A 17,886-nucleotide genomic window follows, 5' to 3' on the forward strand; every position below is an offset into this window, starting at 1 on the left:
ATCCATTCATGTATTATTTTTGAATGCCTATACACTACCAAGCAAGTGCTTGGTTTGTAAAGTACATATTGTGACTTAGCGTAGAAGTCGTAGTATTTTAAGTAATTGATTATTTTTGATGCTAAGATATTGTTCAATCTAAGATTTTTAAAATTTAAAAACTCACAATGAATACAAGTTATTATCAAAGTTCGATAGATTCTTTTTTAAACGAAAATAAAAATACAATTTTTGGACAACTGGCACGCCATCATCAACATGATTTAGAAGATTTGCAGAAAAATGCTTGGCTAGAACAAATTGAATTTCTACAACAAGAGCTTAATGATGTTTGTGGACATTTATATTTCGAGTTTTCTATCCCCAGAATGGGAAAACGAGTAGATAACATTTTAATTATTAATAATTTGATTTTCGTAATCGAGTTCAAAGTAGGTGACAGAAGTTATTCAAACTATGCTCAGAATCAAACAATCGACTATTGCCTCGACTTACAGAATTTTCATGAAGGCAGCTATAATAAAACGATTGTCCCCATTCTTATTGCTACAAATGCTCCAAGTAAACCCTCTAATATCAATGATTCATTGAACCTGACAACTTGCATTTTATGTAATAAAGAAAATTTCAAAGAGATATTGCTTCAAATTTTAGACCAAGCAAAAACTACGGAAAGCTTAGATATTCATAGTTGGGAAAATAGCGTTTATAAGCCGACACCAACGATTATTGAAGCTGCTCAAGCCTTATACAAAGGCCATAGTGTCAAAGAAATTTCCAGGAATGATGCAGGTACAATTAACCTAGCCAATACCTCTCATTTAATAAATAAAATTATCGAAGACTCTAAAACCCAACATAAAAAATCAATCTGCTTTTTGACAGGTGTTCCCGGGGCTGGGAAAACTCTTGCGGGTCTAAATATCGCGAATGAGCGACTTAAAGCAGATGAATCAGAACATTCAGTATTTTTATCTGGCAATGGTCCGTTAGTAGATGTGTTGAGAGAAGCTCTAACCAGGGACTCTGTAGAATCTGCTAAAATAAGGGGCCAGAAAATTTCACGTACAGAGGCTGAACGGAAAGCAAAAGCTTTTATTCAAAATATTCATCATTTTAGAGATGATAATTTAAGAACAGATAATGCCCCGATTGAAAAAGTTGTTGTTTTCGATGAAGCACAAAGAGCTTGGCAGAAAGAACAGGTCTCTAAGTTCATGCAGCAGAAAAAAGGAATCCCAAACTTTGATATGTCTGAACCCGAATATTTAATCAGTGTGATGAATCGACATGATGATTGGTGCACAATTATATGTTTAATCGGCGGTGGTCAAGAAATTAATACTGGTGAAGCTGGTGTCTCAGAGTGGATCAAGTCGCTAAAAACAAAATATCAAGCTTGGAATATTTATTACTCCGATAAGATTTTGGCTGAACCAAATACCTACCTAAATGATTTAGATTTATCAAATTGGGTCAGAGAACACGGGCATCAAAGAAGTGATCTACATTTATCGACATCTATCCGCTCATTTCGAAGTGAAAAAGTTGCGTCATTAATCCAATCTATTTTAGATAATCAAAATGATCAAGCTTCTAAAATTTATCAAGAAATTAAACATAATTATCCAGTTAAAGTCACTAGAGACTTAGCCAAGGCAAAAACCTGGTTAAGAAATCAAGCTAGAGGTACTGAGCGAATTGGGCTTATCGCAAGTTCAGGCGCTAAAAGACTAAAAGCAGAAGGCATCTATGTTAAGAATGATATATCTCCAACTGATTGGTTTCTAAATCATCAGGATGATACTCGATCCTCTTATTACTTAGAGGATATTGCAACTGAGTTCGATATCCAAGGGCTTGAAATCGACTATACTTGCGTAACTTGGGATATTAATCTTTATTATGATGAAGGTTGGCAATTTCAAAACTTTAAAGGCTCAAAGTGGCAAAACATTAAGAAAGATGCTACGAAAAGTTATCTTCTTAATGCTTATAGAGTGCTATTAACCCGAGCCCGACAAGGTATGATTATTTTTATTCCGGCTGTAGATGGAACAGACCCTACAAGACCTCAAAAACACTATGACTCAATCTATAACTATCTCATTTCTTGTGGACTAGACATACTATAAAAAGACATACTGATTTCGCTTGCAGTGTCTCATGCAAGCGAAAATGTAGGCTAAGCGAATGTGATCAAACTATTAGTTTTCTAGGTACCTTCACTGGCATATCCAATAATTGCTGTGCAAATGCCTTACCTTGTGGATCAATCCGCAGACTGGCAATCCCACCACCACCTAATGCATTTTCAAGCATAAAGTTCAGTGCATGCATGGCTGGCAGTTCATAACGAATGACTTTTGATTTGTCTGGATCAAGTACATGCTGCATATAATCAGCAACATTTTTCTCAGTTAATGCTGCTCGAATCCAAGGTAAATACTCAGTCTTTCGGGCAATCACCCCGATATTACTGTGATTGCCTTTGTCGCCACTGCGCGCATGTGCCACCTCGATCAAAGGCACTTCAATTTCATCACCTTGATAGATTGCAACTTCACCCACTGAATGCAGGTTAATATCTTGTGGAGTTAAGCCAGTTGGAATCTCAACAGCATGACGTTGCCCTGCAAAATCGACCTCAACCTTGATTTGATCTTTATCAATAAGGAAAGAGAAAAGCTTCACTACTGCCGAAGCTTTAGGACGACCACCAACAATCCCCGCCAATGCAGGTGCCATACCTGTGGAGGCTTGTGCAATTTCCGAGGCAAAGAACATACAAGCTTCTTTAAACATATGTTTCACAGCAATTTTGACGACCACCTCACGACTATCTTTCACTCTGGCATGCGGGCCATAAGTACTTTCGATACCCAGAATTTCAATTGATTTTTCACTAAATGGAGGAACAGAACGTAAAGCCAATACACGCTCACATTTATTGATAATGGCATTGGCAATGGTTTGTGCTTTCTCTGGTGCTTCTCGACCTGCGATCAAGAAACTGACTAAAACACGATAACCATCGGCATAAGTGGCGCTGACTTTGTATTGCTGCGTTGGTGCACGACCTTTTGCACCTATCACTTTTACTCGATCTTCACCGACTTGCTCTAAATGAACTTGACTAAAATCAGCCGTCACATCAGGAAGTAAATAAGCTTGAGGATTACCAATCTCATAAACAATTTGTTCTGCGACTGTTGCTGTTGAAACCAAACCACCTGTACCTTGTGGTTTAGTCACGATGAAAGAAGAATCCGCACTGACTTCCACGATTGGGAAACCCATATTGTCAAAGCCCTGTACTAAGCGCCAATCCGTAAAATTACCGCCTGTACATTGAGCACCACATTCAATCACATGCCCTGCCAATGAGCCTTGAGCCAACTTATCATAATCATCGAGTGACCATTTATATTCATGCAGTAATGGTGCAAGTACCACAGCCGAATCAACCACTCGACCTGTAATCACAATATCCGCACCTAAATCCAAGGCATCACGGATCGCAACCGCCCCTAAATAGGCATTACTGCTGGCTACATGATGTGGTAAAGCCTCACCATTAAACATTTCCTGAACATTTTGTTTCAGTAACTCAGCATGTTGAGGTAATACATCATCCCCAAGTACCACAGCAACTTTTAAATCTAATCCTTTTTCATCAATGATTTTTTGTAAAGCATCACGACAAGCGAGAGGATTAACACCCCCAGCATTACTAATGACTTTGATTTTTTTCTCAGCAATTTTCTTAATCAGTGGCGACATCACACGGCTAACAAAATCTAAAGCATAACCATGATCTGGATCGGTCATCATTGCCTTTGCCATGATCGACATAGTAATTTCTGACAAATAATCAAAGACTAAATAATCAATATCACTCAGATGCACCAACTGAAAAGCGGCTGTGTTGGTATCCCCCCAGAAACCTGATGCACACCCAATTTTGATTAGCTTCTGATCATCCTGCTTGACACTTGTCATGAGTTTTCTCATTTTTATTTCTAAGTTGCTCCAACATTACCAAGCAAGTGCTTGGTTTGTAAAGTGCATAATGATATGCTGTATTGACAAAAACAGAAAAAATCAAGCAAATGCTTGTTATAAAAAGATAAGACAATTCATGAAATGAATTTTGTTACAATGCTCACCAAATTTAATAGGATAGACGGACTGGCATGATCGCAACTTCAATTGAGCAAATACCTAAAATTGTATGTTTTGACGATAGTCCACGTGGGCGTTTATTGCTGGGTGCTGCTTATCTATTTTATAAACAAGGTTATGACAAAACCACGGTTCGACAACTTGGTGAATTTATTGGTATTCAGTCAGGTAGTCTTTTCCATCATTTCAAAAGCAAAGATGACATTTTAGCGACTGTCATGGAACAAACCATTATTTATAACTTTGCCCGCTTAAAAGAAGCAGCCGAACGTTCAAATGAGCCAGAACAACAATTACGTGATTTAATCAAAGCTGAACTGATTTCGATTACTGGGGATACAGGTGCAGCAATGGCCGTATTAGTCCATGAATGGTTTGCCCTATCTAAAGAGAAGCAAGACTATCTTTTAAAGATGCGTAATGAATATGAGCAAGTTTGGCTGAATGTGATTGAAAAATTACGTGCTCAAGGAAAAGTTAAACATGATGCATTTATTTGGCGTCGATTAGTTGGTGGTTCTATTTCTTGGTCGGTCACGTGGTATAACCCAGATGGTAAAGTCAAAGTTGATGAACTGACTGAAATGGTTTGGGAGATGGCACTGAAATAATGAATAATTTCCTCTTATATTTTTGAGCAAAATATATGCAACGAACATTTATAATCTTACTTTCCAGCCTAATACTCGGTTGTACAGATGATATCGTTACAACCAAATTTACAGATTTGCGGCATGCGAAAGTTGAACATGCTTTTGAACGCGGTTGGTTACCTCCAATTTTACCGCCCAGTACAAAAAATATTGTTGAAACAAATGATCTAGACTTGAATAAAGGTAACGGCTCTTTTACTTTTTCACCAACAGACCTAAAGTATTTTAGCGATCAAGGTGCAATTCCAATTAAAATAAGTACTGTAAATCATGGTACAAAAAAGGAAATGCAGGATCAGGGGTTTCAAATTTTCGTATATGCTAAAGATTCATCACTTTGGTATATAGCAGTTCATCCAGAAGGGAAAGGAAACTATTGGATTGAGTTAATAAGATAGTCTCCCAAATATAAATATCTGTAACCAGACTGTTTACTAATCAAGTCTTTGATAATTTCTTCAGCGCTACCGCCACTTATATATTCAAACTATCAGCAATACATGGTTAAAATAATTCAGTTAAATGATGACTTTTACTTTAATAAAACAAACGACACAACTTAACGCCTAACCATTTTCATCTATTCTCGTTCAAATTAAAAACTGCTATTCTGCTAAACATGAAACGATTATAAGAATCATTAAAATGAATCCAGTCCAACATGCCAATATTTCGGTGAAACGTCGCGGGGGCGAGCTTGAAGATTATATTGATATTCATGCGCTCATCGACAGCACTAAAATGCTCTGTACCGACAATCGCCATCGTATCCTGCATACTTTTTGGGGCGTTCAAGAGGTGATCATTCCGATTTTTGGACATCACTTTGAAAATAGTGCGGGAAATAGCATTGAAGTTAAAGACCTTTGTGAAAAGGATCATCTGTTAGTGGATTTCCATCACCGCTTTATTCCAACGATAGGAGACTTCGTTGCTGCAATGCAGGATATTCCGACTGATGGACTGGCTAAACGCCTCGAAAAATTCCATTCAGATGTGATTGATGACCCAAAGCTATCAGCAACACTACTCTCTCCATTATCAGTGACAGGACAACTAAAATCTTTACTGATCACTCACAATAGTTGGTTTATCAATACCATTCTTCCCATGATGGGAAAAAGCGAAGCTAAATTTATTGATTTTGATATTAGTCCAGACTTTTTTTTCAATCCAATGCGTTTTGAACTCTGGATGGACAATGGGATGGCCGTCCCGCCAAGTGCAGCCAAACTACAAGACTTAAAAATGAAAATCGCTTAATTTTAAGGGGAAATAAAAATGAGCAATATCCAATACGTGATTCGTCAAAATGACTTTGCATATAATGATGAATGGCATCTGACCAATTGTGTTTCAACTGGGGCGATCAAGCAGATTTATACAGATAAAGCTGAAGCTGAAAAGGCATACAAATCATTAGTCGTTGAAGGCTTATACTATGATGAATTATGTAACTATGATATTGGCAACGGTGAAGCAGATGATGAAATCTACGAAAAACTTGAAGCTTTAATTTTAGAAAAAACAGGAAAAACTTTTAATATAGATGATGGTGAAATTCCTAAATTGAATGAAGATGATGCTTTTGAATTTGCTAAAATCTCAGGTATTGTCTGGTACCAATTATTGGAAGTTGATGCATCACAACCCTGCTATGTGCTTTGGATCAACTCTGAAGAAGACTATTTTAGTGGCTATGAAACTGGTAGCATCATTTCAAGTCAAGATGAAAACTTTGGTGATGTTTCTTGGGAGTCCAATATTTATGCGATGGACTATGAGTTTGAAGCTTTGATGGACAAACCACTTGCAGAATTAAGCGATAGTCCACTGTTATTCAAACAATTTATCGAACAAACTCCAGATATTCGTTACGATGCTGAAAAAGACAGCATTGAGGGTATTGCCCTAGATAATATAAAATTTATCGATATAAAAACTTTGAACTCATTTTTGAAACAACCTATATTTGAAATCCGCCAAATCTCTTTAGAAGAATTAGCTGAACTCGAATAAATTTGAAAATAAAAAGTGCGGAAATTAACCGCACTTTTTATTCGCCATGAAGGTATTAATAGCCTAACTGCTTACTAATCAAATCCTTCATGATTTCTTCAGCACCACCGCCAATCATATTCACTTTCACTTCACGATAAATTCGTTCGGACTTGGTTCCACGCATAAAACCCATTCCACCCAAAGTTTGCACAGCAGCATCCGCACAAAATTGCATGGTACGTGTCGCTACATTTTTTGACATCGAAATTTGTGCAATGAGGTCTGCCCCTTGCTATGCGCATCGACCAATAACATAGAAATCCCTTTGGCACCTTGGGCATTCTGATCCGTCTTTACAGCAACCGTATAATAATCAGCACGAATCCCTGAGGTAATAAAGGTCTTTTCACCATTCAAAATATAATGATCTCCTTCTCGAACTGCTTTGGTTTTAATTGCAGCTACATCAGAACCGCCACTAGGCTCTGTAATTGCCAAGGCTGAGATTTTTTCACCTGCAATAATCCGCGGCATAACTTCATCACGAATCTCAGGTCGAGCAAAATGATGAATGGGTGGTGTTCCAATACTATGAATCATAAGCGAAATATGTACGCCACCAGATCCAGCTTTTGCCATCTCAATTGCTGCCAACATGACATAAAATGCGTCTGCATCAGGAATACCACCATGTTCAGCATCATAACCTAAGCCCATTAAACCGATATTTGCAGCCTTTTGATAAAGTTCTCGTGGAAATGATCCTGCTTCATCCCATTCATTCACATAAGGTGAAATTTCTTTCTCTACAAAACGTTTGACACTGTCTGCAAAAGCCCGATGTTCAGATGTGTAATAAATCGGGTTAAGTGATAAACCATCCATGCTATTTTTCCTAAATTATTATTTAACTAATTGTTCTTTTATAAATACAGCTTTAGACCAATCTCATAATGATCTAAAGCCTTAAAATTTCGCTTAATAACCGAGTTGGCGGCTGGCAAGGTCTTTCATAATTTCCTCTGCACCACCACCAATCATGTTCACTTTCACTTCACGATAGATACGTTCAGATTTTGTACCACGCATAAAGCCCATCCCTCCTAGAGTCTGCACTGCGGCATCAGCACAGAATTGCATGGTTTGTGTAGCCACATTCTTGAGCATACAAATCTGAGCAATCAGTTCATTACCCTGCAATTCTGGTTTTCCTAAACGATAGGCTGTATCTTCCAATAACGCACGAGTTGAAGTTAAACGTGTCGCCATATCTACTAGCTTATGACGAACAACTTGATGATCAATCAAACGCTTACCAAATGTTTGTCTCTGCTTTGCCCAATCCAAAGCCTCCTCATAGCAAACCAACGCATAACCATAGCTACTGGCTGCAAGAAAAAATCGCTCCATGTTAAAGTTGTTCATGATGACGAAGAAACCCATATTTTCGGCACCAAGTAAATTTTTGGCTGGCACTCGTACATCATCAAAGTGCAAATGCGCTGTATCCGATGCCCACCAACCCATTTTATCTAGCTTTGATTTTGTAATGCCTTCACTATGCGCATCAATCAACAGCATTGAAATACCATTAGCACCCTTCGCATCGGGATCAGTTCTTACTGCAACAGAATAGTAATCCGCACGAATACCCGATGTAATAAAGGTCTTTTCACCACTGACAATATAATCGTCACCATCCCGAACCGCTTTGGTTTTTAAAGCTGCTACATCAGAACCTCCACTCGGTTCAGTAATTGCCAATGCTGAGATTTTCTCTCCAGATAAAATTTTTGGTAATACTTCAGCTTTTACTTCTTCTTGAGCAAAATGCTGAATTGGTGGTGTCCCAATCGTATGTGAAAGCAATGATGCCGCCAATCCACCTGACGCACACTTCGCTAATTCAACAGAGGCAAGTAAAGTATAAAATGCATCCGTTCCCGCAATACCACCATAATTTTCATCGAAGCCAACACCGAGCAAGCCTATATCAGCTGCCTTTTTATAAAGCTCACGAGGAAAGGTTTCCGCTTCGTCCCATTCATTGATAAAAGGACTAATTTCCTTTTCAGTAAAGCGCCTAACACTCTCAGCAAAGGCTAAATGTTGCTCAGTGTAATATAAAGGATTGAGTAGCATGCTTACTTCCTAGTAATTATTGATCATTGTTTTCGAGTATTTAGTGAGAACTAAGGTATCAAAACCATAAAAACCAAGCAAGCGCTTGGCATAATTTAAAATTAAAAAATTTTAAAAGCTTGATATAAAATACAAAATTATATTTTTAGTCGGCCACGAAAACCACGAGTCGCATAATAAGACTGTGCACCATTGTGGTAAGTAAAAACTTGTCCATAACAACAATCACAAAAAATAGCTCCTCCTTTTTCCCGAATATCATCTGGCGTTTTCACCCAACTCGAAGTCTTTAAATCAAAATATTCAACAGACTGTAATTGTTTATATTGCTCTTCTGTTAGCAATTCAATTCCTATTGTCTCTGTAACCTCAACTGCATTGTTTTCTGGCTTATGTTCTTTACGTGCATCCAAAGCAGCACGATCATAACAAAGGCTTCTACGCCCTTTTGGTGTTTCTACAGCACAATCATAAAAGACAATTTCTGATAATTTTGAGTCAAACGAAACGATATCTAGCTCTCTGCCTGTCTCTTCCATTTGATTCAACCCCCATAGCTTTTGAGGTTTCTGTTTCAACTGATCTTCAATATCCACCCAATTTAAAGCTTGATGCCGATACATATTTTCTTCAAAACGTTTTTTAGGATCTCGAACAACACCATCATCTGTTCAGCATTTAATTGCTTTTTCTTGGTCATTTTTATTCTCTAAATTTAAGCGTTAAACCGAACGACCATCAAAATGATTAATTTTAATACTTTCTAAATCTTTGATACATCTGATATTAATGGCATACATCTAATTGGCTTTTGGGTCAATACCAGTTGCATAAGGATGGATATTGTAGATCTTACAAAAATGATGGTCGATCACATGCTTATTAAATTGGTAACGAGTTAAAATATCTTCTTGAACTGAGATATCAATTTTATCTGTCGGTAAGAACCACAATAAAGAACCTTTTCTTTGGCAGATCGAGCAGTTACACGACATTGCTTCAGTCAAATCACCTTGTGCAACAAAAGTGATTTTTCCACAATGACAACTTCCTTTATATTCCATCTTATTGTCCTTTTTCTTTGTACACGACAAATTTCACAGAACCCTTATCCTATCAGGATTCTGCTTTCTTAAAATTGCCAAAATTTCCTTAAACTCTTCTTTTTTCCCAAAACCAATTAAACGCTGAATCGCCATTTGAACATAGTCTAAACCATAGCGAAATAAACTCATTGAGAGTCGTCCATGCTTCTTTATTATTATCGCTTTTTTTTGATTATGTTGCCATTCACCCGTTAAGTAACACCAACAGAAGCTTATAGCTAACACCGCAATCAATTTTTTCACTCGTCTAGGGTCTGTCAAGCGCGTATTTTCAAGATTAAACCCGCGTCCTTTGAGACAACTGAATAAGGTTTCAATTTCCCAGCGTAATGCATAATCCTGAATAGCATTGGCATTAAACTGAGGAGAAACGACGAGTAAAAGCTCTCCATTTTCTAACTGTAGTGCACTTATATATAGTTTCACCCGACCAACCAAAATCCGTCGTTTACGACATTCAATTTGACCAACTTTAAGATGGCGAAATAAATCACTAATTTTATGATTCTTTCCTAAATGATTGGTGACAATGAAGTTTTTTTAACACGAATGCAGAAGTTGATGTCTTGTTCAATTAACCATGTAAACCACTGCTCACCGATAAACTCTCTGTCTGCGAACACATTCACAATACGGTCTTTACCAAAAATGGCTATAAAGCGTTGAATCAAAGCAATACGCTCTTTCGTATCTGAATTTCCACGTTTATTAAGCAATGTCCAAAGGATAGGTATCGCTATTCCACGATAAACGATTGCGAGCATCAGGATATTAATATTTCGTTTTCCCCATTTCCAATTGGTTCTATCTAAAGTCAGTTGCACTTGGTCGAATGAAAACATATTGAAAATCAACTGAGAAATTTGACGATAATCAAAATACTGACCTGCAAAGAAGCGCTGCATACGTCGATAAAATGATTGTGGTAAGCACTTGATGGGCAAGGCTTTAGATGCAGAAGAAAGATTACATGTTTGCTTTAAAATGATCACAAGCATGATGAGCGCAAAGCACTTTAAATGTGACTTGTTCCATTTTAGAGATTTGTTTAAGATAAGATATAACTCATTGAGATGTGTCATAGTATTCGTCGTTAGAAAACAATTATTGTGACATTATTTCAATGAGTTATCTATTTTTGTCGTGTACAGAGGTCCTTTTTATAATGTTCTACTGTATTAAACAAAGCTGGTTAAATGATGTCCACTTAATTTAGTTATTTCTTTAGCAATACGAAAATGTAAGTTGATGCCGCCATTTATATTCCAATCGAGCTAAAGCACCAACAAAGACAGCCTCTCCAGCAATATGGATCACTGCAAAGATTGTCATTTCCTGCCAGAATCGCCAAAGCATAACCAGACAAGCCAAGAGCCAGATGCTATTTGCAATCACCAAAATATTGATGAGGAACAGTGCGCGTTTTTTATAATTGGCGAGTGTAAATGAATAACATGCGTATAAGAGATTCACGCAACCCACAAAAAAATAAACCCTTTGAGTAAATGATAAAGTTGACTTAACCATGGTGCAGCAAGCAATACAATCAGCCCAGCAAATGCAGCCGCAGTGCAATCTACCCATAAAATATTTTTCTGAATATTTATAACTTCAATGCTCTTTTTATTTTAATTTGAGCATATACAGATCATTGGTGATTTAAAACATCTTGCTGATTTGCTATACGACATTAACTCCAGAAATGCTGGCACTGCCGACACTTCATTCCATTTTTATAAGAAAAGAGCGGAAAACTCAACAATAGGAAAACCACATAAGCGGGGCGTTTACTTTCTGTATAAGGTTGTATATCGGTACTGCCACACTTAGGACAGCTTTCACTTGCTCCAAATTGTTGTTCTACTTCTTGGCTAAAATCTTGAGCCAGTAATGCTTTAGCCTCTTCTGCATAGCTTTCAGGAACTAACAGTCGAACACCACCTAAAGCATTGGAGTAAAGCCAATCCATATTAATAGTATGTTCATTTTCAATACGTGCTGGAATTTCAGCTGCTTCTAACTGAGTTTTAGCAATTTGAGCTTCATATGGAAATGAAAAGCTTTGTACTACGATCCAAGTCATATCAGAAAGTTCTTAAATAAAGACCAGTATATAAAACTCTGGATGATAAAAAACACCCCTCAACCGTCAGGTTAAGGGGTGTTTATTATTTAAAAGCTGGCGATGACTTACTCTCACATGGCAAACGCCACACTACCATCAGCGCTAAGAGGTTTCACTTCTGAGTTCGGGAAGGGATCAGGTGGTTCACTCTTGCTATTGTCGCCAGCAAACTGTTTATGGATACTTGCTTTGGTCTTATCTATGCCAAGGCTTTTTCCAAATGAGTTATTAACGGATTAGATATTGAGTCTAACTTTGTGTTCAGCATTTTAACTAGTTTTCACACTAAATCAAGTTATGTATTGAATTTATCTTGAATACAACAACTGTTTGGGTGTTGTATAGTCAAGCCTCACGAGCAATTAGTATTGGTCAGCTTCACACGTCACCGTGCTTCCACACCCAACCTATCAACGTCCTAGTCTCGAACGGCTCTTTAGAGGAATAAATTCCTAGGGAAATCTTATCTTGAGGTAGGCTTCCCGCTTAGATGCTTTCAGCGGTTATCCCTTCCGAACATAGCTACCCGGCGATGCGACTGGCGTCACAACCGGTACACCAGAGGTTCGTCCACTCTGGTCCTCTCGTACTAGGAGCAGATCCTCTCAAATTTCCAGCGCCCACGGTAGATAGGGACCGAACTGTCTCACGACGTTCTAAACCCAGCTCGCGTACCTCTTTAAATGGCGAACAGCCATACCCTTGGGACCTGCTTCAGCCCCAGGATGAGATGAGCCGACATCGAGGTGCCAAACACCGCCGTCGATATGAACTCTTGGGCGGTATCAGCCTGTTATCCCCAGAGTACCTTTTATCCGTTGAGCGATGGCCCTTCCATACAGAACCACCGGATCACTAAGACCTACTTTCGTACCTGCTCGACTTGTGGGTCTCGCAGTTAAGCGCGCTTTTGCCTTTATACTCTACGCGTGATTTCCGACCACGCTGAGCGCACCTTCGTACTCCTCCGTTACTCTTTAGGAGGAGACCGCCCCAGTCAAACTACCCACCAGACATGGTCCTCGCCCCGGATTACGGGGCAGAGTTAGAACCTCAACATTACCAGGGTGGTATTTCAAGGACGGCTCCATTGGAACTAGCGTTCCAACTTCAAAGCCTCCCACCTATCCTACACAAGTAAGGTCAAAGTTCAATGTCAAGCTGCAGTAAAGGTTCACGGGGTCTTTCCGTCTAGCCGCGGGTACACTGCATCTTCACAGCGATTTCGATTTCACTGAGCCTCTGCTGGAGACAGCGCCGCCATCATTATGCCATTCGTGCAGGTCGGAACTTACCCGACAAGGAATTTCGCTACCTTAGGACCGTTATAGTTACGGCCGCCGTTTACTGGGGCTTCGATCAAGAGCTTCGCTTACGCTAACCCCATCAATTAACCTTCCAGCACCGGGCAGGCATCACACCCTATACGTCCACTTTCGTGTTTGCAGAGTGCTATGTTTTTAATAAACAGTTGCAGCGGCCTGGTTTCTGTGGCTGCCAATAGCTCAGGGAGCAAGTCCCATCACCGTCAGCAGCGTACCTTCTCCCGAAGTTACGGTACCATTTTGCCTAGTTCCTTCAGCAGAGTTCTCTCAAGCGCTTTGGTCTACTCGACCTGACCACCTGTGTCGGTTTCGGGTACGATTCCTGTGTAACTGAAGCTTAGAGACTTTTCCTGGAAGCATGGTATCAGCCACTTCACTGTACAAGTACAGCTTGCTATCAGTTCTCAGCATAGAGTACCCCGGATTTGCCTAAGATACATGCCTACAACCTTCCACCTGGACAACCAACGCCAGGCTGACTTAACCTTCTCCGTCCTCTCATCGCATTACACAGAAGTATTGGAATATTAACCAATTTCCCATCGACTACGCCTCTCGGCCTCGCCTTAGGGGTCGACTCACCCAGCCCCGATTAACGTTGGACTGGAACCCTTGGTCTTTCAGCGAACGGGTTTTTCACCCGTTTTGTCGTTACTCACGTCAGCATTCGCACTTCTGATACCTCCAGCATACTTCTCAATACACCTTCATCGGCTTACAGAACGCTCCCCTACCACTTGACTAATGTCAAATCCGCAGCTTCGGCACATAGTTTTAGCCCCGTTACATCTTCCGCGCAGGCCGACTCGACTAGTGAGCTATTACGCTTTCTTTAAAGGGTGGCTGCTTCTAAGCCAACCTCCTAGCTGTCTATGCCTTCCCACATCGTTTCCCACTTAACTATGATTTTGGGGCCTTAGCTGGCGGTCTGGATTGTTTTCCTCTTGACTACGGACGTTAGCACCCGCAGTCTGTCTCCCGGATAGTACTCATTGGTATTCGGAGTTTGCATCGGTTTGGTAAGTCGGGATGACCCCCTAGCCGAAACAGTGCTCTACCCCCAATGGTATTCGTCCGAGGCGCTACCTAAATAGCTTTCGGGGAGAACCAGCTATCACCAGGCTTGATTAGCCTTTCACCCCTATCCACAAGTCATCCCCTGGCTTTTCAACGACAGTGGGTTCGGTCCTCCAGTTAGTGTTACCCAACCTTCAACCTGCTCATGGATAGATCGCCTGGTTTCGGGTCTATACCCAGCAACTAAACGCCCTATTAAGACTCGATTTCTCTACGGCTCCCCTATTCGGTTAACCTTGCTACTGAATATAAGTCGCTGACCCATTATACAAAAGGTACGCAGTCACCGAACTAGTCGGCTCCCACTGCTTGTATGCATGCGGTTTCAGGATCTATTTCACTCCCCTCACAGGGGTTCTTTTCGCCTTTCCCTCACGGTACTGGTTCACTATCGGTCAGTCAGGAGTATTTAGCCTTGGAGGATGGTCCCCCCATATTCAGACAAGGTTTCACGTGCCTCGCCCTACTCGTCATCATTGTGTGTGCCCTTTCGTGTACGGGAATATCACCCTCTACGTTCGCACTTCCCAGAGCGTTCCACTAAAACACACACAACTTAATGGGCTGCTCCCCGTTCGCTCGCCGCTACTAAGGGAATCTCAATTGATTTCTTTTCCTAAGGGTACTGAGATGTTTCACTTCCCCTCGTTCGCTTCATAAGCCTATGTATTCAGCTTATGATACCCGCCTTATAGCGGGTGGGTTCCCCCATTCAGAAATCTCCGGATCAAAGGATATTTGCCGCCTCCCCGGAGCTTATCGCAGGCTATTACGTCTTTCATCGCCTCTGACTGCCAAGGCATCCACCACATGCACTTAATTACTTGACTATACAACCCCAAACAGTCGTTAACACATACAAGTCAGTGTTAGCGTTGCAAACTTAATTGCTACTATTCGTTGTCTGTGAACTTAATCACCATACAGCTTCAATCTAAATTCATATACCAAAACGCTTGATTCAGTGTTTTTGCTAGTTCTCAGATTAAATATTAATTTAACAATTACTTGTTATCTTCCTATTTAATCGAGTTTGAACAATTTATTTCAGACTCAAATTCTAATCTGTTAATGATTAACTACAGCCTCGTCAGCTTGCAGTAAACTGTGATAAATCACAGAGATTAATAAACCAGTCAAATTAGACTGTATTCACTAAACTCTATAATCTTCTTAGCTTGTACTCTGTAAAGTACATGGTGGAGACTAGGAGAGTCGAACTCCTGACCTCCTGCGTGCAAAGCAGGCGCTCTACCAACTAAGCTAAGTCCCCAGCTTATCACTTAATGAACGATATATCTTTCAGATTTGGTGGGTCTGACAAGACTTGAACTTGTGACCCCACGCTTATCAAGCGTGTGCTCTAACCAACTGAGCTACAGACCCTCAGATACATCTTCGAAGAACAACTTGTTGTGGATTCTTACCGATCGTCAATCTTTCGTTAAGGAGGTGATCCAGCCGCAGGTTCCCCTACGGCTACCTTGTTACGACTTCACCCCAGTCATCGGCCACACCGTGGTAAGCGTCCTCCTTGCGGTTAGACTACCTACTTCTGGTGCAACAAACTCCCATGGTGTGACGGGCGGTGTGTACAAGGCCCGGGAACGTATTCACCGCGGCATTCTGATCCGCGATTACTAGCGATTCCGACTTCATGGAGTCGAGTTGCAGACTCCAATCCGGACTACGATCGGCTTTTTGAGATTAGCATCCTATCGCTAGGTAGCAACCCTTTGTACCGACCATTGTAGCACGTGTGTAGCCCTGGCCGTAAGGGCCATGATGACTTGACGTCGTCCCCGCCTTCCTCCAGTTTGTCACTGGCAGTATCCTTAAAGTTCCCATCCGAAATGCTGGCAAGTAAGGAAAAGGGTTGCGCTCGTTGCGGGACTTAACCCAACATCTCACGACACGAGCTGACGACAGCCATGCAGCACCTGTATCTAGATTCCCGAAGGCACCAATCCATCTCTGGAAAGTTTCTAGTATGTCAAGGCCAGGTAAGGTTCTTCGCGTTGCATCGAATTAAACCACATGCTCCACCGCTTGTGCGGGCCCCCGTCAATTCATTTGAGTTTTAGTCTTGCGACCGTACTCCCCAGGCGGTCTACTTATCGCGTTAGCTGCGCCACTAAAGCCTCAAAGGCCCCAACGGCTAGTAGACATCGTTTACGGCATGGACTACCAGGGTATCTAATCCTGTTTGCTCCCCATGCTTTCGTACCTCAGCGTCAGTATTAGGCCAGATGGCTGCCTTCGCCATCGGTATTCCTCCAGATCTCTACGCATTTCACCGCTACACCTGGAATTCTACCATCCTCTCCCATACTCTAGCTGACCAGTATCGAATGCAATTCCTAAGTTAAGCTCAGGGATTTCACATCCGACTTAATCAGCCGCCTACGCACGCTTTACGCCCAGTAAATCCGATTAACGCTCGCACCCTCTGTATTACCGCGGCTGCTGGCACAGAGTTAGCCGGTGCTTATTCTGCGAGTAACGTCCACTATCCAGTAGTATTAATACTAGTAGCCTCCTCCTCGCTTAAAGTGCTTTACAACCAAAAGGCCTTCTTCACACACGCGGCATGGCTGGATCAGGCTTCCGCCCATTGTCCAATATTCCCCACTGCTGCCTCCCGTAGGAGTCTGGGCCGTGTCTCAGTCCCAGTGTGGCGGATCATCCTCTCAGACCCGCTACAGATCGTCGCCTTGGTAGGCCTTTACCCCACCAACTAGCTAATCCGACTTAGGCTCATCATTTAGCGCAAGGTCCGAAGATCCCCTGCTTTCTCCCGTAGGACGTATGCGGTATTAGCATTCCTTTCGGAATGTTGTCCCCCACTAAATGGCAGATTCCTAAGCATTACTCACCCGTCCGCCGCTAAGATAAGGTGCAAGCACCTCATCTCCGCTCGACTTGCATGTGTTAAGCCTGCCGCCAGCGTTCAATCTGAGCCATGATCAAACTCTTCAGTTTAAAATCATTAGTAGCTTATGGCTACAAATCTTGGCTCATCAATTTTCTGACTAAAAATTCGCTCAAATAAACTTCGAGAAATTTCTACCATTCAATCAATGAAATATTTTCGATTGATCAACCAGTAAAAATCCACACAAGTTGTTCTTCTATTCTCTTAATGATCTTCTCGATGATTCGTCATCATCAAGCTAGGTCGGCTATGTTACTCTAATCTAAACTAAAGTCAACAGGTAATTTCGATATTTTTAAAACCTATCAATCAACCCAAGAATCCAACCCTTCTAGCC

The 17,886-nt window shown here is 40.8% G+C and carries 9 protein-coding genes, 2 tRNA genes, 3 rRNA genes and 4 pseudogenes; 5 read left to right on the forward strand and 13 right to left on the reverse strand.

Annotation, left to right across the window (positions count from 1 at the left end; genetic code table 11):
* Window positions 1–167: 167 nt before the first annotated feature.
* Window positions 168–2,135 carry a DUF2075 domain-containing protein gene (locus tag ACN19N_RS12840; RefSeq protein WP_420001481.1) on the forward strand — a complete coding sequence of 656 codons (1,968 nt, stop codon included), beginning with the start codon at window positions 168–170 and terminating at the stop codon, window positions 2,133–2,135.
* 64 nt (window positions 2,136–2,199) lie between these two features.
* Here the strand turns inward: ACN19N_RS12840 and ACN19N_RS12845 are convergent, their stop codons facing one another.
* The gene (locus ACN19N_RS12845; protein ID WP_420001482.1) at window positions 2,200–4,002 is read right to left on the reverse strand and encodes an acyclic terpene utilization AtuA family protein; all 1,803 of its coding nucleotides are present in this window, start codon (window positions 4,000–4,002) and stop codon (window positions 2,200–2,202) included.
* 194 nt (window positions 4,003–4,196) lie between these two features.
* On the opposite strand from ACN19N_RS12845, the gene ACN19N_RS12850 reads away from it, so the two are divergent.
* From ACN19N_RS12850 to ACN19N_RS12865, 4 genes are all read left to right on the forward strand, one after another.
* Window positions 4,197–4,796, forward strand: coding sequence for a TetR/AcrR family transcriptional regulator (locus ACN19N_RS12850; protein WP_004664116.1), 600 nt, complete (start codon window positions 4,197–4,199; stop codon window positions 4,794–4,796).
* Window positions 4,797–4,831: 35 nt separating this feature from the next.
* The gene (locus ACN19N_RS12855; protein ID WP_004762126.1) at window positions 4,832–5,236 is read left to right on the forward strand and encodes a hypothetical protein; all 405 of its coding nucleotides are present in this window, start codon (window positions 4,832–4,834) and stop codon (window positions 5,234–5,236) included.
* A gap of 247 nt (window positions 5,237–5,483) precedes the next feature.
* A complete protein-coding gene (locus tag ACN19N_RS12860; protein WP_241340101.1) occupies window positions 5,484–6,101 on the forward strand; it encodes a DUF6915 family protein in 618 nt (205 codons plus the stop codon).
* 18 nt (window positions 6,102–6,119) lie between these two features.
* The gene (locus tag ACN19N_RS12865; protein ID WP_420001483.1) at window positions 6,120–6,857 is read left to right on the forward strand and encodes a hypothetical protein; all 738 of its coding nucleotides are present in this window, start codon (window positions 6,120–6,122) and stop codon (window positions 6,855–6,857) included.
* A 55-nt stretch (window positions 6,858–6,912) separates the two neighbouring features.
* Here the strand turns inward: ACN19N_RS12865 and ACN19N_RS12870 are convergent.
* The 12 genes and pseudogenes from ACN19N_RS12870 to ACN19N_RS12925 form a co-directional block, all read right to left on the reverse strand.
* Window positions 6,913–7,724, reverse strand: a pseudogene (locus tag ACN19N_RS12870) (acyl-CoA dehydrogenase family protein).
* A gap of 93 nt (window positions 7,725–7,817) precedes the next feature.
* Window positions 7,818–8,981: an acyl-CoA dehydrogenase family protein gene (locus ACN19N_RS12875; protein ID WP_269228809.1), complete on the reverse strand. Its 1,164-nt coding sequence runs from the start codon at window positions 8,979–8,981 to the stop codon at window positions 7,818–7,820.
* A 137-nt stretch (window positions 8,982–9,118) separates the two neighbouring features.
* Window positions 9,119–9,681: pseudogene (locus ACN19N_RS12880) on the reverse strand (DUF4256 domain-containing protein).
* 22 nt (window positions 9,682–9,703) lie between these two features.
* Window positions 9,704–10,045, reverse strand: a pseudogene (locus tag ACN19N_RS12885) (GFA family protein).
* Between the two features lie 33 nt (window positions 10,046–10,078).
* Window positions 10,079–11,169 (reverse strand): IS4-like element ISAba1 family transposase gene (locus tag ACN19N_RS12890; protein WP_100222571.1). Its coding sequence is split into 2 segments (ribosomal slippage): window positions 10,079–10,629 and window positions 10,629–11,169, totalling 1,092 coding nucleotides; the frame shifts between segments, so codons are not numbered across the junction.
* 142 nt (window positions 11,170–11,311) lie between these two features.
* Window positions 11,312–11,694, reverse strand: a pseudogene (locus ACN19N_RS12895) (hypothetical protein).
* A gap of 83 nt (window positions 11,695–11,777) precedes the next feature.
* On the reverse strand, window positions 11,778–12,170 hold the full coding sequence (locus ACN19N_RS12900; RefSeq protein ID WP_269228810.1) for a DUF2007 domain-containing protein: 393 nt from the start codon (window positions 12,168–12,170) through the stop codon (window positions 11,778–11,780).
* Between the two features lie 94 nt (window positions 12,171–12,264).
* Window positions 12,265–12,379, reverse strand: a 5S ribosomal RNA gene (gene rrf / locus ACN19N_RS12905).
* A 174-nt stretch (window positions 12,380–12,553) separates the two neighbouring features.
* Window positions 12,554–15,444 (reverse strand): 23S ribosomal RNA (locus ACN19N_RS12910).
* Window positions 15,445–15,811: 367 nt separating this feature from the next.
* Window positions 15,812–15,887, reverse strand: a tRNA-Ala gene (locus ACN19N_RS12915).
* A gap of 36 nt (window positions 15,888–15,923) precedes the next feature.
* Window positions 15,924–16,000 (reverse strand) — tRNA-Ile (locus tag ACN19N_RS12920).
* A gap of 59 nt (window positions 16,001–16,059) precedes the next feature.
* Window positions 16,060–17,596 (reverse strand): 16S ribosomal RNA (locus ACN19N_RS12925).
* Together the 16S, 23S and 5S rRNA genes with 2 tRNA genes alongside form the textbook arrangement of a ribosomal RNA operon.
* Window positions 17,597–17,886: the final 290 nt, after the last annotated feature.

The sequence above is a fragment of the Acinetobacter sp. LF10 genome, assembly GCF_048585715.1.
Lineage (GTDB): Bacteria > Pseudomonadota > Gammaproteobacteria > Pseudomonadales > Moraxellaceae > Acinetobacter.

Coding starts and splice junctions, on each gene's coding strand:
- ACN19N_RS12865 (WP_420001483.1), top strand. CDS start 6,120: ATGAGCAATATCCAATACGTGATTCGTCAAAATGACTTTGCATATAAT.
- ACN19N_RS12900 (WP_269228810.1), bottom strand. CDS start 12,170: ATGACTTGGATCGTAGTACAAAGCTTTTCATTTCCATATGAAGCTCAA.
- ACN19N_RS12845 (WP_420001482.1), bottom strand. CDS start 4,002: ATGACAAGTGTCAAGCAGGATGATCAGAAGCTAATCAAAATTGGGTGT.
- ACN19N_RS12855 (WP_004762126.1), top strand. CDS start 4,832: ATGCAACGAACATTTATAATCTTACTTTCCAGCCTAATACTCGGTTGT.
- ACN19N_RS12875 (WP_269228809.1), bottom strand. CDS start 8,981: ATGCTACTCAATCCTTTATATTACACTGAGCAACATTTAGCCTTTGCT.
- ACN19N_RS12850 (WP_004664116.1), top strand. CDS start 4,197: ATGATCGCAACTTCAATTGAGCAAATACCTAAAATTGTATGTTTTGAC.
- ACN19N_RS12860 (WP_241340101.1), top strand. CDS start 5,484: ATGAATCCAGTCCAACATGCCAATATTTCGGTGAAACGTCGCGGGGGC.
- ACN19N_RS12840 (WP_420001481.1), top strand. CDS start 168: ATGAATACAAGTTATTATCAAAGTTCGATAGATTCTTTTTTAAACGAA.